Raw genomic sequence first — 14223 nt, 5'->3', positions numbered from 1 at the left:
GCATCTGGGATAATCGCGCCACTCCATCGGGTGGCGCGATTTTTTTGTGCGCCCGATCCTGCGCCATCGCACCTCCCTGACCCCTGCACGGAGATCCTGATGAACCAAGCCCGCACCACCAGCAGCCTCGCCATCGCCAGCCTCGTCTCCGGCATCCTGGGCTGGACCCTGTTGCCCGTCATCGGCACGATCGTGGCCATCATCACCGGTCACATGGCGCGTGCGGAGATCCGTCGCAGCGCGAGTACGCTGGAGGGTGACGGCCTGGCGATCGGCGGCCTGGTGCTGGGCTGGGTGTCGGCACTGATGTGGATCGTCGGCATCGCGGTGCTCTTCCTGTTCCTGGGCGGCCTGGCCTGGCTGGCGACGCTGAACTGAGCCCGCCCGCCTCCATGTATTCCCTCGCCCGACCTTTCCTCTTCGGCCTTGATGCCGAAACCGCCCACGGCATGGGCCTGAAGGCACTGGACCTGGCCTACCGCACCGGCACCACGCCGCTGGTGGCGCGCCCGATCACGCCGATGCCCACCAAGGTGATGGGCCTGACGTTTCCCAACCCCGTCGGCCTGGCCGCGGGCATGGACAAGAACGGCGCGTACATCGATGCCCTGTTCGCACTGGGCTTCGGTTTCGTCGAGATCGGCACGGTCACCCCCAAACCGCAACCCGGCAATCCGAAGCCCCGCATGTTCCGCCTGCCGCAGCACCAGGCCGTGATCAACCGCCTGGGCTTCAACAACGAAGGCGTGGACGCACTGGTGCGCAATGTCGAAGCCGCGCGCCGCGACCGGGGCCTGCTGGGCATCAACATCGGCAAGAACAAGGACACGTCCAACGAGCGTGCGGCGTCGGACTATCTCTACTGCCTGGAACGCGTCTATCCGCTGGCGGACTACATCACCGTCAACATCTCCTCACCCAATACCGCCGGCCTGCGCGAACTGCAGGAAGAGCAGACGCTGCGCCAGCTCATCGGCACCCTGCGCGAGGCGCAGGAGGACCTTGCCGCCCAGCACGGCAAGCGCGTGCCGATGCTGGTGAAGATCGCGCCGGACCTCTCCGACAGCGACATCGACGCGGTCGCGCGCGTGCTGGGCGACATGCAGGTGGACGGCGTCATCGCCACCAACACCACGGTCTCCCGCTTGAGCGTGCAGGACCACCCGCATGCCCGGGAAACCGGCGGCCTGTCCGGCGCACCGCTGATGGGCCAGGCCACGCTGGTCCTGCGCCGCCTGCGCACGCGGTTGCCGCACAGCATTCCGCTGATCGGCGTGGGCGGCATCCTGTCCGGTGCCGATGCGGTGGCGAAGATGTCGGCAGGCGCCTCGCTGGTGCAATGCTATACGGGCCTGGTCTATCGCGGACCGGAGCTGGTCCGTGAGTGCGTGGAAGCGATCCGCCGCCGCCGCGAAGCACCCAGCCGTGGTCCGGTAGCCCCGGAATGACCCCCGGTTATCGCCTCACCGCGAACGCGGCATTGCGCGACCGCAACACCTTCGGCGTGCCCGCCACCGCGCCGTGGCTGGTGGAGGTGGACGATGTCGCCGCGCTGGAGGAAGTGCTTGCCCTGCCGCAGGTCACCGATGCGGAAACGCTGGTGATCGGTGGCGGCAGCAACCTGTTGTTCGCAGGCGATGCACCGGGCGCGGTGATCAGCCTCGCCACCCGTTCGACCGGCATCGTGTCCGACGATGGCGAGCGCGCACGCGTGCGCGCCGACGCCGGGGTACCGTGGCATCCGCTGGTGATGTGGACGCTGGAACAGGGCCTGTGCGGGCTGGAGAACCTGGCGCTGATCCCGGGCACCGCGGGCGCGTCGCCCATCCAGAACATCGGCGCCTACGGCACCGAAGTCGGCGAGTTCATCAATATCGTCGAGGCCTTCGATCGCCACCATGGCGTGCGCGTGCAGCTGGACCGCGAAGCCTGCGCCTTTGCCTACCGCGACAGCGTGTTCAAGCACGCGCCTGATCGCTACCTGGTGACGGCGGTCGAATTCCTGCTGCCGCGCGCGCCGTCCCTGCGCCTGGACTACGCCGGCATCCGTGAGGAACTCGGCGCGATGGGCATCGCCGCACCGAGCGCACGCGATGTGGGGGAAGCCGTCATCCGCATCCGCCAGCGCAAGCTGCCCGATCCGGCCGTGGTCGGCAATGCCGGCAGCTTCTTCAAGAACCCCATCGTGTCGCAGGCACGGGCGGAAGCGCTGCTGGTCGACTACCCCACCCTGCCCGTGTTCCGTGGCGATGCCTTGCACAACCGCAAGCTGTCGGCGGCCTGGATGATCGAAGCCTGTGGCTGGAAGGGACACCGCGATGGCGATGCCGGCGTGTCCGCCGCGCACGCACTGGTGCTGGTCAACCATGGCGCGGCGACCGGTGCGCAGTTGCTGGCGCTGGCAAGGAAGATCGCCGCATCGGTGCAGGCGCGCTTCGGCGTGGCCATCGAGCCGGAACCGAAGCTCATCGGGGCCACCTGGTAGTCCCGGGATGACGCGCATCAACGGCCCGGGTACTGCCCCCTCCCCCGTTCACGCGGGAGGGCCAGGGTGGGGGCCGACCGGAGCCCGTCTCCTCCAGCTCGCGCGACGGACTCGACCGCCGCGCCTTGTCGTATCGCCACCGATCAACGGTGGGTTCGACGTCCGTGACTTCGTTCGCCCCCATCCCCTCCTTCCCCCGCGTGCGGGGGAAGGGGCCGGTCCCTGCGGCTGATGCCCACCCTGCCCGCCCACTACCGCGCCGCCGTGCTGATGCTGGGCAGCACGGTGTTCTTCGCGCTGATGGTGGTGGCGATCCGCCTGGCCTCGGCCACGCTGCACACCTTCGAGATCGCGTTCTTCCGCAACTTCTTCGGCCTGCTGGCAGCGGCGCCGCTGATCCTGCGCCACGGCCCCGGCTTCCTGAAGACCACCCAGTTCCCGCGCTACCTGTTCCGCTGCGTGATCGGCATCTGCTCGATGCTGGCCGGCTTCTGGGCCATCGGCCACCTGCCGCTCGCGCAGGCGGTGTCGCTGTCCTATTCCACCCCGCTGTTCGTCACCATCGCCGCCGCCGCGATGCTCAACGAGCAGGTGCGCGCGCGTCGCTGGACGGCGGTGGTGCTCGGCTTCATCGGCGTGCTGGTGATCGTGCGGCCGGGCACCTCGGCATTCACGGCGGATGCGCTGATCGCCGTCCTGGCGGCCGTGATGAGCGCGCTGGTGGCGATCCAGATCAAGCAGCTCTCGCACACCGAACCGGCCGACCGCATCGTCATCTACACCACGCTGCTATGGGTGCCGATGTCGTTGCTGCCTGCGCTGGCGGTGTGGGAATGGCCGCAGGGCATCACCTGGGTATGGGTGGTCGCAGCGGGTGTACTCGGCACCGGCGGCCACATGTTGTGGACGCGCGCGTTGAAACTGGGCGAAGTCTCCGCGCTGACGCCGATCAGCTTCATGCAGCTGCCGGTCGTCGCGGTGTTCGGCTGGCTGTTGTTCGACGAGACGCTGGACACCTGGACGCTGCTCGGCGCCGGCATCATCTTCGGCGCCAACGCCTACATCGCCCATCGCGAAGCCGTGCTGTCGCGCCGCGCGGCATCGGAAGCCTCCAGTTCGGCGGCCAAGCCCGGCGAGTGAGGCCGGGCGTTCTCAGGTCTGCTTGCCGGGCCGCTTTCCTTCGTGATAACGGCTGACGAACTCGGCGTCGGCGTCGTCCAGCGTGCCCGGGTCCGCCGCCAGCAACGGGGCGATGTACTGCCGGTGCAGCGCGTCGGCCTCGCCGCCGCGCCCCAGTTCACGGTAGGTGTCGATCAGGTTCCAGGCCGCCGTGCGTGTTTCCACGTGCCGCTCGCCCAGCACTGCGCGGCGCAGGTCGAACAGCTTCTGGTACTCCGCCAGCGCGTCACGCGCGCGCCCGGTCGTGCGCAGCGCCTCGGCGCGGATGACCATCGTCAGCTGCGCCTGCGGGTGCTTGTCGCCCAGCACCTTCAGCGCCAGGGGCTGGACATCGGTGAGCAGGCGCAGCGAGGCCTCGGGTTGCTTCGCGTTGAGCAGCGTGCCGGCGTGGTTGACCAGGATCGACAGCGTGTCCGGGTGCGATGGCCCCAGCACGCGGCTGCGTACGGTGATCACCTGCTCCTCGAGCGGCAACGCGGCGGCGTAGTCCTTCAGGCGCGCATGCGCGGTCGCCAGGTTGAGGCGCGTGCGGACGGTCTGCGGATGATCGCGGCCCAGCACGCGTTCGCGCGCGGCCAGCGCATCCTTCAGCAGTGGCAGCGCCTCATCGGCCTGGCCTGCGTCGACCATCATCGTGGCCAGCGTGCTGCGCGCCTGCAGGGTGACCGGGTGTTCGCTGCCCAGCTTGCGCGTGTAGCGTCCGGTCAGGTCCCGCTGCATCGCGATGGCGGCATCCTTTTCGCGATTCATGATGCGCAGGACCGCGAGGTTGCCCATCGCCGAAAGTGTTTCCTCGTGGTCCGCGCCCAGCGTGGCCGTGCGCAACCGGAACACTTTCTCCATGTTGGCGCGCGCCTCGGGCAGTTCGCCCAGGTTGCGCTGCACGGCCGCCAGATCGTTGGTGGCTTCCAGCGTCGCAGGGTCGCCCTCGCCCACGCTGGACAGCAGGCGCTCCTGCACCGCCTGTACCACGTCCTTCGCGCGCGGCCGGTCGCCCCGCGCCGAGATCACCTGCGCCTGCGCGAGCTCCAGCTTCACCCGCACGCGGTCGTTGACCGGCAGTGCGAACGCACGCGGCAGCGCCTTCTGCAGCACGGCCTCCGCCTGGTCGATGTGGGCGCCTTCCAGCAACGCCTGCACCTGGTCCCGGCGCGCACGCAGGGTTTCCTGCGCACCTTCGCCCAGCACCGTGCTGCGGTAATCCGCCACATGCGCGAAGTGCGTCGCCGCCTTGTCATGACGGCCGATGGCGGCGTACACGTGCCCCACCGACTCGCGCAGGCTGGCCGCCACGTCGGGCTGGTCGGCGAAATCCCGGGCGATCGCGTCCTCGGCGTTCGCCAGCAACTGCCGGTCCACCAGGTCGCGCGCCAGATCGCCGGTACTGGTCTTCGCCAGCGTCGCACCGAAGGCATCGGCCGCCGACGGGTCGAGGCTGCCGACCTGTCGGACCAGACCCTCCGACAGACCCACGCCCATGGTCTCGATATCGATCCCTTCCAGCATCGACTGCTGGAACGCCGCCACCTTCTCCAGTTCCGCGCTGCGGGCTTCCGCGACGCTGCGCTGCGTCTGCGCCTGCTGCAGGCCATACAGCGACAGCCCCAGCCCGCCCAGCAGCGCCACCAGCGCGACGCCGGCCGCGACGGCCGCAGCGCGGTGGCGGCGCAGGAACTTGCGCCACACATAGCCACGACTGGCGGGCACCGCGGAGACCACCCTGTCATCCAGGTAGCGCTGCAGATCGTCGGCCAGGGCCGCAGCCGAATCGTAGCGGGCGTCGCGCTCGTGCTGCATGGCCTTCAGCACGATCCAGTCCAAGTCGCCGCGCAGCCGATCGCGCATCCGCGCGAGCGAAAGACCGCGCTCCTGCGCCATCTCGCGTGCCTGCTCCGTCGGCAATCCCGCCAGCCGCGACGACGGCGCGACGGCCGTGGGGGTCTCCGCGAACCAGGTCTCGCCCACGGCTTCCGGCCGCACGCCGGTCACCAGTTCGCACAGCACCACGCCGAGCGAATACACATCGCTGCGCGTATCCACTTCGCGTGGATCGCCCTGCGCCTGCTCGGGGCTCATGTACTCCGGGGTGCCCGCGCGCTCCAGCACGGCATCGCCGGCCAGCGACGCGGTGGTCGCGATGCCGAAGTCGATGATCTTCGGGACGGGCCTGCCATCCAGCGTATCCACCAGCAGGTTGCCGGGCTTGAGGTCGCGATGCACCACGCCCTTGTGGTGCGCGTGCTGCACGCCCTCGCATACGCGGATCAGCAGCGCGACGCGGGCGTCCAGCGACAGGCGCTGGTCGCGGCAGTAGCGCGTGATGGGGGTGCCTTCGATCAGCTCCATCGCGAAGAACGGGAAGCCTTCTTCGGTCGCACCGGCGTCGTAGATCTGCGCGATCGCCGGATGGCGCATCTGCGCGAGCACCTGCCGCTCCACCTCGAAATACGCCAGGTGGCGCGCCTGCAGCCGTTGCGCGCGCATCAGCTTCAACGCCACCTCGCGGCGGACCGGTTCCAGCTGCGCGGCACGGTAGACCTCGCCCATGCCGCCCCGGCCCAGCAGGCCTTCGATGCGGTAACGCCCCAGCCGTGCGCCCGGCGCAAGCGTCCCGTCGGGCGCGGTAGGTGCGTCCTGCAGGCGCGTGGCCAGGCTCTCGGTGGGTGCGAGGTCGTCGTAAGGTTGCGATGTCATGCCACTGTCCCCGGTGCGCCCGGCCATGGTAGCGGAAGCGTGAGTTGACCGACCGATCCGTTACACTCGGACCCGCACCTGCCAGCAGCACACGCATGTCCCGGGATTTCCACGATCCGCCCACCACGCAACGGACCATCCTGAGCGACGGTCCGCGTCCGCACGCGCCGCGTTCGGCGTGCGTGGTGGTGATCCATGGCGAAGGCCTGGGCCGGCGCGCGGACATCGATGTCCAGCCGGTGCGCGTGGGGCGTTCGCAGGAAACCGACCTGCATATCCCGCACAACAGCGTCTCGCGCGTGCACTGCGAGATCTGGCGCGATGGCGATACCTACTGGGTGCGCGATCTCGGCGCCACCAACACCACCCGGCTGAACGACATGCCGGTGACCGAAGCCGCATTGGTGGACGGCGACCACATCACGCTGGGCGAGAGCATCCTCAAGTTCATCAGCCACAGCAGTGTGGAAGCGCGCTACCACGAGGAGATCTACCAGCTCGCCACCCACGACGCCCTGACGGAGATGTACAACCGCCGCCACTTCATCGAGACGGTGGAGAAGGAGATCGCGCGCGCCATGCGGCACCAGCGCGCGTTGACGATGTGCATCATCGACGTGGACCTGTTCAAGCCGATCAACGACCGCTACGGCCACATCTCCGGCGACCTCGTGCTGAAGCAGATCGCGGCACTGGTGCGCCGGCACGTGCGCAACGACGATGCCGCGGCGCGGATCGGCGGCGAGGAGTTCGCCGTGCTGCTGCCCGAATGCGGGCCCGAGGCCGCCTACGGCTTCGCCGAGCGTCTGCGCGAGGCGGTGGAGGCGGTGGTGTTCCGTCCCGGCGGCGAAGCGCAGCGCATCACCGTGAGTATCGGCATCGCCGCGCTGACGCCCGAGCGCGATACCGTCAGCCGCATGATGGCCGCCGCCGACGCGGCGCTGTACCGCGCCAAGAGCGAAGGCCGCAACCGGGTCTGCATCGAGCACTGATCCGGGAAGGTCAGCCGCCCAGCCGGTCCACGCCGTAGCCCGCCGCGCGCCAGGCATCGATGCCGCCCTTCAGCGGCAGCACGTCGCGGAAGCCCGCCTCGCGCAGCCTCGCCGCCATCCACGCGGCCGACACCTCATCGGGACAGGCGCAGTAGATGACGATCTTCGCCTCGCGTGGATACGTGGCCAGGATGCCATCGAGATGGCGTTCGTCCGCGAACATCGCACCCGGTATGACGTAGGGGTCCACGTCGCGGAAACCGGGTGCGCGGATGTCGAACACTACCGGCGGCTGGCCCGCGCGGACCAGCGCATCCAGTTCCGGTGGATCGATCCGCGCCGCCTCCAGCGACTTCAACAGCGATCGGCGACGCCACCAGCGCCAGCCCACGTATGCAGCAAGCAGCGTGCCGACGACCACGCCGGCACCGGTGCCCAGCTGCGAGAGCGTATCGATGACGGTTTCGACCTGCCTGGCGAACACCACGCCCAGCCCCAGTCCCAATGTTGCCCACAGTGCCGCGCCGAGCCCGTCGTAGCGCAGGAACGGCGGCAGCCGCACCTGCATGGCGCCCGCCAGCGGCACGGACACCATCGACAGTCCGGGAATGAACTTCGCCACCGACAGGATGCGGATGCCGAAACGGCCGTAGAAGCGCTCGGTGCGCTTCATGCAGGTGTCGCGCGACAACGACAGCCGGCACAGCGACTGCAGCGTGCGGTTGCCGTAGCGGCGGCCCGCGTAGAACCAGACGCTGTCGCCGATCAGGCTGGCCAACACCGACACGCCCAGCACGCCGGCCAACGGCAGCCACAGCGGATCAGCCTGCATGGCCACGCCGGCGCCCACCAGGATCAGCGTGGGCATCGCGGGCACGGGCAGGCCCAGCGACAACGCCAGCACGTTGACGAACACCAGCAGCACGCCGTATCGGTCGACCAGTTCCTGCATTGCCATCCCCGGAGTCCACGCCGCGTTCCGCGACGGGTATCGGCATGTTCGATCCACGGGCGGCCTGCGGCAAGGCGCCTGCCCGCAACGATCCGTTGTCCGGCCGCGATAGCGCACGCCGGTACAACGCCGCACGTGCGTGCTGCGACGCGGGATCGCTCCGTTTACCTGGCCGGCCGCGCGGCATGCGAAGGGGGGTATCGCGGCCAATGTCGGGGGCCACGGCAGCCAAAGCCGACGCCATCACATGGACTTAATCCCGTCACGGGACGGGCGTCCCACCATCCGCCCCTGTACGGTCGCCGCCCCCACGCGTGCCGCACGCCAAGGCAGTCCATCCCGTTGAACGTCCACCTGACTCTCGCCGGAGGATCCGATCATGGTTGCACCCGTACGACCCGCACGCCTGCCCCTCGTCCTGGCAGCCGCCAGCTTCACCCTGCTGGTGGCCGCGCCACTGAAAGCCGAGGAGGGCGATTACAGCTTCTGGCAGACCCTAGTGAACCTGGTCTCGCCGCCCAAGGCGGACAACAAGGTCACCGCCGCCCAGCGCACCGGCACCTACCCGTTGCTGGCCAATCCGTCGGGTTTCAACGACGGCTTCCAGCCCGGGCGCTATGACGCCTGGCAGACCATCCAGCTCGCGCCGCAGACCGGCGCGGTGTGTGGCGACGGTTCGCCATTCAAGTTCTTCGTCAACCGCGTGGCCGATACGCGCAACACCATCATCTACATGGAAGGCGGTGGCGCCTGTTGGGACTACGCCAGTTGCAGCGGCCAGAGCGGCATCCGCGGTGCGCGCAATCCGAACGGCATCCCCGACGATTACATGGGCCTGCTGAATCCCGGCGCCAGCCTGGTCAGCCCGTTCGTTACCCGCGTCAGCCCGTTCGATGCGGTGAAGACGCAGGGCTGGAACATGGTCTACGTACCCTACTGCACCGGCGACATCTACAGCGGCGACCGCGTGGCGGTCTACAACGACCCGAGCGGCCAGAACACGCCACTGGTCTGGCACCACAACGGGGTGCGCAATGTGCGCGCGGTGGTCGGCTGGTTGAAGGACAACCTGCCGCGGCCCACGCAGATGCTGTCTACCGGCTGCAGCGCAGGCGGTGCGGGCAGCCTGACCAGCTACCATCCGTTGCGTCGCGACATGGCACCCACGCGCAGCTTCCTGATCAACGACTCCGGCCCGATCTTCCCCACGCTGAAGAACGGCAATCCGGTGGACTATCCCTCGCAACCGCTGATGGCGCTGATCCGCAGCGCCTGGGGCCTGGACCAGCCCAACGGGCCCCTGCCCTACCTCGCCAGCGGCCTGCCGCAGTTCGATCTCAACGAACTCGGCACCCTGTACCCGGCCCTCTCCAGCAAGTACGCGAACGACCGCCTGGGCCACACGCACTTCTGGAAAGACCTCAACTACTCGTCCTATTCCTACGAACGGTTCTATCCCGACATCGCCAACGCGCCGGACCAGGCGACCAAGGAGGCGCGCATCCATGCGCGCTGGGACGTCGATACCGCACGCCTGCGTGACCGCCTGAACACGTTGAACAACGTCGGTGGCTACTTCCCGCAGTACCGCGCGCTCAACGAGAGCCACTGCACCACCATCGTCGACTTCAAGAACGCCGACGTGCAGGCGCAGAACCTGGAGCTGAAGCACTTCATCGACAGCGTGCTCGATGGCCAGGGCAAGGTGATCGACGCCAGCGAGCAGGACGACAAGGCCGACAAGGCCAAGCCGTTCAACCTGCTGTACTGGCTGGTGGACCAATTGATGGGATGAGGCCGATGTCCGGGGCCGCCGTGCGGCGGCGGTCCCGGCGTGCGAGGGACACTGCATGAAGAAACTGCTTACGCTGCTGGTGCCGTGCCTGGTCTTCGTGGCGGCCGTGCTGTGGTGGAAGCGCGATGACGCCGGCATGCCGTCGAACGCACGACGCCCGCAGGCCGAAGCGCCCGATGCCTCTTCATCGGCGCTGTCGTCGTTGCAAGCTACGCCACAGGCGCAGGCGCACCGCGAACGCCAGCGCTTCGAGGCCGATGCGAAGGATTTCTTCGCGCGCGCCCCTTCGCTGCGTGCAGTGGAACGCAGCGAACGTGCCGGCAGGCTGTCGCGACAGATCGACCGCTACGAGGCCGAGGACGGCCTGTCCGCGGGAGAAGCGCTGCTGTTGCGCACCGCGCTTGTGAAAGCGACCGTCGACGATCCGGTGCGCCAGGCGGAAGAAGTCGCGGCCATCGCCGACCGTTATCGCGCCCACGCCGACCAGCGCATGGCCGCCTTCGCCGCGCAGCAGCGCAACGACCCCCGCTTCCAGTCCTACAAGGCGCGCGAAGCGCAGGTGGTGGCCGAGGTCATGGCCGCCACCACGATTCCCGCCGGACTCACCCGCGACCAGTACCTGCGGCAGCGGTTGCAGGAAGAACGCGAGCGTGCCTACGCGCCGTAGACGCGGCTTTTTGTAGGAGCGACGTAAGTCGCGACCGCACGCCGTCACTCACAACAGTGCCATCGCCTGCTCCGGCGACAGGCCAACGGACAGGGCGCTATCGGTTACGTACCGGAATGTTCGATTCGTGCGGTCGCGACTTACGTCGCTCCTACAGAAGAGCTGACGCCTCATCTGACCTGCCACGGCCGCTCGCGGATGCGGTACAGCACCAGGTAGACGCCCGAGACCCAGGCGACGCCGGCAGCCCAGCCGCCGAGGATGTCAGACGGGTAGTGCACGCCCAGGTAGATGCGTGAGGCCCCGACGGTCAACGTGAACAGCACGGCCAGCCCGGCCACCAGCCAGCGGAAACGGGTGTGCCAGCACAGCAGCACCACCACCATCGCCAGCGTGGCCGAGCCCATTGCGTGGCCGCTGGGGAAACTGAAGGTGTGCTCCGGCGCGATGGACTCCCACAGGCTGGGGCGGTCGCGCTGGAAGAACTGCTTGGTGGCCAGGTTCAGCAGCGCAGAACCGGCGAACGACACCCCTGCGAAGGTGGCCTCGCGCCAGCGCCGCAGCACCAGCAACACCGACGTCAGCAGGATGTCCGCCGGCACCACGCCCCACTGGTAGCCGATCGCCGACATGAAGACGAAGAAGCGGTCCAGCGCGGGGCCGTTCAGCGCGTGCGCGCGCCACAGCAACGGATCATCGAAGTAGAAGGCTTCCAGTTCGTGGACTTCATCCGCCAGCTCGACGAACAGCCACAACGGCGCCAGCAGGCAGAAGAACAGCAGGACCAGGCGCCCGCCGTGTTCACGGAACAGGCCGGCGATGAAGCGCCGGCCGTTCGCCAGTGTGTCAGCCGGCAGCACGCGCGTACTTGGCCTCGACGTAGTCGTCGATCAGCGCAACGAACTCGTGCGCGATGTTCTCGCCACGCAAGGTGATCTTCTTCTCGCCATCGACGAACACCGGCGCCGCAGGTGCTTCGCCCGTGCCCGGCAGCGAGATGCCGATATTGGCGTGGCGCGATTCGCCCGGCCCGTTCACCACGCAGCCCATCACCGCCAGCGTCATGTTCTCGGCGCCAGGATGGGTGACCTTCCACTCCGGCATCTTGCCGCGCACGTGCTCCTGCACGACCTTGGCCAGTTCCTGGAAGAATTCGGAGGTGGTGCGCCCGCAGCCGGGGCACGCGGTGACCATTGGTGTGAACGCACGCAGGCCGGTGGTCTGCAGCAGTTCCTGCGCGACGATGACTTCCTGCGTGCGCGACTGGCCGGGTTCCGGCGTCAGCGAGATGCGGATGGTGTCGCCGATGCCTTCCTGCAGCAGCACCGCCAGCGCGGCGCTCGAGGCGACGATGCCCTTGCTGCCGATGCCGGCCTCGGTCAGGCCCAGGTGCAGGGCGAAGTCGGTGCGGCTGGCCATGTCGCGGTAGACGGCGATCAGTTCCTGCACGCCGCTGACCTTGGCCGACAGCACGATGCGGTCGCGCGGCAGGCCGATCTCGACAGCGCGCTCGGCCGAATCCACCGCGGAGCGGATCAGCGCCTCGCGCAGCACGCGGCCGGCGTCCCATGGGATTTCGCGCGTATGGTTTTCGTCCATCAGCTGCGCCGCCAGCGCCTGGTCCAGCGAACCCCAGTTGGCACCGATGCGCACCGGCTTGCCGTAGCGGATGGCGAATTCGATCAGCTGCGCGAACTGCGTGTCGCGCTTCTTGCCGAACCCGACATTGCCCGGGTTGATGCGGTACTTGGCCAGCGCCTCGGCACAGGCCGGTTCGCCCGCCAGCAACTGGTGGCCGTTGTAGTGGAAGTCGCCGATCAGCGGCACCGACACGCCCATCATCTCCAGCTTCTCGCGGATGCGCGGAATGGCGGCGGCGGATTCGGGGTTGTTGACGGTCAGGCGGACCATTTCCGAGCCGGCGCGCCAGAGTTCCGCCACCTGCTTCACGCTGCCGGCGATGTCGGCGGTGTCGGTATTGGTCATCGACTGCACCACCACCGGACGGCCGCCGCCGACGGTGGCGTTGCCGATCTGGACGGCCTGGGTGATGCGGCGCGGCCAGGGCGCGGCGTCGGTGGGGGGCGTGGGGCGGGTGACGGCGTCGTGCATGCCGGCATTGTAGCGTGGCCGCCCGTCCGGGCCGGCAGCCGCCGCCCTGCGACGCCATGCCGCAGGCCCCGTCCGCGCGCTTGCTCTAGCATGTAGCGATGCCGAATACCGTCTTCACGCTGACGCCGTCGTTCCTGCGCACCCTGTGCAACCTGCGCTGGGTGGCCATCGTGGGCCAGGCGGTGACGGTGCTGGTGGCGCTGGGCCTGCTGGACATCGACCTGCCGCGCTGGCCCCTGTGGGCCGGCATCGGGGCGCTGGCGCTGTTCAACGTCTACGCCACCTGGCGCAGCCGCCGTCCAGGCGAAGAGACGCCGGCCGAGGCCTTCGCGCACATGCTGGTGGACGTGGCCGTGCTGTCCTGGCTCGTCGCCTGGAGCGGCGGCATCGGCAATCCCTTCAGTTCGATGTTCCTGCTGCTGATCGCGGTGTCTGCACTGGCGCTGCCATTGCGCTGGGTGCTGGCGACCGGCGTGGCCTGCCTGCTGGGCTACATCCTGACCGCCGTGTTCGGCCGGCCGCTGCCGCACCTGCATGGCGACAACTTCAACGTGCACCTGTGGGGCATGGCGGTGAACTTCGTGTTGTCTGCCGGCGTGGTGCTGTATTTCTCCACCCGGCTGGTCGCCGTGCTGCGCCTGCGCGAGCAGGAACTGGCCCGCCTGCGCGAACGCTTCGCGCGCAACGAAGGCATCGTCGCCCTTGCCACGCACGCCGCTGCCGTGGCGCATGAACTCAACACCCCGCTGGCGACGATGACGCTGCTGACCGAGGACATCCGAGAGCACGCGAGCGAACCCGACATCCGCGAGGACGCTGGCACCATGCGCCAGCTGATCGACCTGTGCCGCGACCGCGTGCGCGCGCTCGCCGCCTCGGCCGACATGGGCGTGCGCCAGCGCGTCGACCTGGACGAGGTGGTGCAGCGCTGGCAACTAGTCCGACCGACGGTCGAACTGCAGCGAACCGGCGCACTGCCGCCGTGGCTGGCGACCGACACGTCCACCGGTCACCTGCTGCAGGCACTGCTCAACAATGCGGCGGACGCCAGCCGCCAGGCCGGGTCGCAACGCGTGGACCTGGACCTGCGCTGCGAAGGCGATGAACTGGTAGGCACCGTGCGCGATTACGGCAACGGTTTCCACGAAGCGCTGCCGTTCCAGTCCGAGCAACTCTTCCGCACCAGCAAGCCCGAAGGCATGGGCGTGGGCCTGGCCCTGTCGCATGCCACCATCGAGCGGCTCGGCGGGCGGATGACCATGCGCGCCGTGCCGCCCAAGGGCGTGCAGGTGCAGTTCCGCCTGCCCGTGGCGGGCAATGACGAGACATCCTCATGAGACACATCCG

Annotated in this window: 12 protein-coding genes; 8 read left to right on the top strand and 4 right to left on the bottom strand. The window is 68.6% G+C overall.

What is annotated here, in order from left to right; all coding sequences use genetic code 11:
• The first annotated feature begins 99 nt into the window (after positions 1-99).
• The 4 genes from IB223_RS06925 (at position 100) to IB223_RS06910 (ending at position 3625) form a co-directional block, all read left to right on the top strand.
• Complete coding sequence (locus IB223_RS06925; protein ID WP_192200867.1) at positions 100-378, top strand: DUF4190 domain-containing protein; 279 nt, start codon at positions 100-102, stop codon at positions 376-378.
• A 14-nt stretch (positions 379-392) separates the two neighbouring features.
• Positions 393-1448 carry a quinone-dependent dihydroorotate dehydrogenase gene (locus IB223_RS06920; protein WP_192200866.1) on the top strand — a complete coding sequence of 352 codons (1056 nt, stop codon included), beginning with the start codon at positions 393-395 and terminating at the stop codon, positions 1446-1448.
• Positions 1445-2485 (top strand): UDP-N-acetylmuramate dehydrogenase, encoded by a 1041-nt coding sequence (gene murB, locus IB223_RS06915; protein WP_192200865.1) that lies wholly within the window; start codon positions 1445-1447, stop codon positions 2483-2485. Before IB223_RS06920 ends, murB begins: the two co-directional genes overlap by 4 nt.
• A 231-nt stretch (positions 2486-2716) precedes the next feature.
• Complete coding sequence (locus IB223_RS06910) at positions 2717-3625, top strand: DMT family transporter (RefSeq protein WP_192200864.1); 909 nt, start codon at positions 2717-2719, stop codon at positions 3623-3625.
• 12 nt (positions 3626-3637) lie between these two features.
• On the opposite strand, the gene IB223_RS06905 is transcribed toward IB223_RS06910, so the two are convergent.
• Positions 3638-6358, bottom strand: a complete 2721-nt coding sequence (locus IB223_RS06905; protein WP_192200863.1) for a serine/threonine-protein kinase — start codon at positions 6356-6358, stop codon at positions 3638-3640.
• 95 nt (positions 6359-6453) lie between these two features.
• On the opposite strand from IB223_RS06905, the gene IB223_RS06900 reads away from it, so the two are divergent.
• Entirely contained in the window at positions 6454-7350 is an 897-nt protein-coding gene (locus IB223_RS06900) for a GGDEF domain-containing protein (protein WP_192200862.1), read from the top strand.
• Between the two features lie 10 nt (positions 7351-7360).
• On the opposite strand, the gene IB223_RS06895 is transcribed toward IB223_RS06900, so the two are convergent.
• Complete coding sequence (locus IB223_RS06895) at positions 7361-8302, bottom strand: DedA family protein/thiosulfate sulfurtransferase GlpE (RefSeq protein ID WP_192201280.1); 942 nt, start codon at positions 8300-8302, stop codon at positions 7361-7363.
• Between the two features lie 379 nt (positions 8303-8681).
• Between IB223_RS06895 and IB223_RS06890 the strand changes: the two genes are divergently transcribed.
• Positions 8682-10097 carry a pectin acetylesterase-family hydrolase gene (locus IB223_RS06890; RefSeq protein WP_192200861.1) on the top strand — a complete coding sequence of 472 codons (1416 nt, stop codon included), beginning with the start codon at positions 8682-8684 and terminating at the stop codon, positions 10095-10097.
• 55 nt (positions 10098-10152) lie between these two features.
• Positions 10153-10764, top strand: a complete 612-nt coding sequence (locus IB223_RS06885) for a hypothetical protein (RefSeq protein WP_192200860.1) — start codon at positions 10153-10155, stop codon at positions 10762-10764.
• Between the two features lie 170 nt (positions 10765-10934).
• On the opposite strand, the gene IB223_RS06880 is transcribed toward IB223_RS06885, so the two are convergent.
• Positions 10935-11606, bottom strand: coding sequence for a phosphatase PAP2 family protein (locus IB223_RS06880; RefSeq protein ID WP_192201279.1), 672 nt, complete (start codon positions 11604-11606; stop codon positions 10935-10937).
• Between the two features lie 4 nt (positions 11607-11610).
• Positions 11611-12876 carry a flavodoxin-dependent (E)-4-hydroxy-3-methylbut-2-enyl-diphosphate synthase gene (gene ispG, locus IB223_RS06875; RefSeq protein WP_192200859.1) on the bottom strand — a complete coding sequence of 422 codons (1266 nt, stop codon included), beginning with the start codon at positions 12874-12876 and terminating at the stop codon, positions 11611-11613.
• Positions 12877-12974: 98 nt separating this feature from the next.
• Here ispG and IB223_RS06870 point away from each other — a divergent pair, with 98 nt between their 5' ends.
• Entirely contained in the window at positions 12975-14213 is a 1239-nt protein-coding gene (locus IB223_RS06870; RefSeq protein ID WP_192200858.1) for an ATP-binding protein, read from the top strand.
• Positions 14214-14223: the final 10 nt, after the last annotated feature.

It is taken from the genome of Pseudoxanthomonas sp. PXM03, assembly GCF_014852005.1.
Classification (GTDB): Bacteria; Pseudomonadota; Gammaproteobacteria; order Xanthomonadales; family Xanthomonadaceae; genus Pseudoxanthomonas_A.
The sequence above is the reverse complement of the archived record's forward strand: the minus strand, read 5'-3'. Positions and strand labels throughout refer to the sequence as shown.

Bases quoted from the DNA above. Each gene is read 5' to 3' on its own strand.
- IB223_RS06925 (WP_192200867.1), top strand. From the start codon at position 100: ATGAACCAAGCCCGCACCACCAGCAGCCTCGCCATCGCCAGCCTCGTC.
- IB223_RS06920 (WP_192200866.1), top strand. From the start codon at position 393: ATGTATTCCCTCGCCCGACCTTTCCTCTTCGGCCTTGATGCCGAAACC.
- murB (WP_192200865.1), top strand. From the start codon at position 1,445: ATGACCCCCGGTTATCGCCTCACCGCGAACGCGGCATTGCGCGACCGC.
- IB223_RS06910 (WP_192200864.1), top strand. From the start codon at position 2,717: ATGCCCACCCTGCCCGCCCACTACCGCGCCGCCGTGCTGATGCTGGGC.
- IB223_RS06905 (WP_192200863.1), bottom strand. From the start codon at position 6,358: ATGACATCGCAACCTTACGACGACCTCGCACCCACCGAGAGCCTGGCC.
- IB223_RS06900 (WP_192200862.1), top strand. From the start codon at position 6,454: ATGTCCCGGGATTTCCACGATCCGCCCACCACGCAACGGACCATCCTG.
- IB223_RS06895 (WP_192201280.1), bottom strand. From the start codon at position 8,302: ATGCAGGAACTGGTCGACCGATACGGCGTGCTGCTGGTGTTCGTCAAC.
- IB223_RS06890 (WP_192200861.1), top strand. From the start codon at position 8,682: ATGGTTGCACCCGTACGACCCGCACGCCTGCCCCTCGTCCTGGCAGCC.
- IB223_RS06885 (WP_192200860.1), top strand. From the start codon at position 10,153: ATGAAGAAACTGCTTACGCTGCTGGTGCCGTGCCTGGTCTTCGTGGCG.
- ispG (WP_192200859.1), bottom strand. From the start codon at position 12,876: ATGCACGACGCCGTCACCCGCCCCACGCCCCCCACCGACGCCGCGCCC.
- IB223_RS06870 (WP_192200858.1), top strand. From the start codon at position 12,975: ATGCCGAATACCGTCTTCACGCTGACGCCGTCGTTCCTGCGCACCCTG.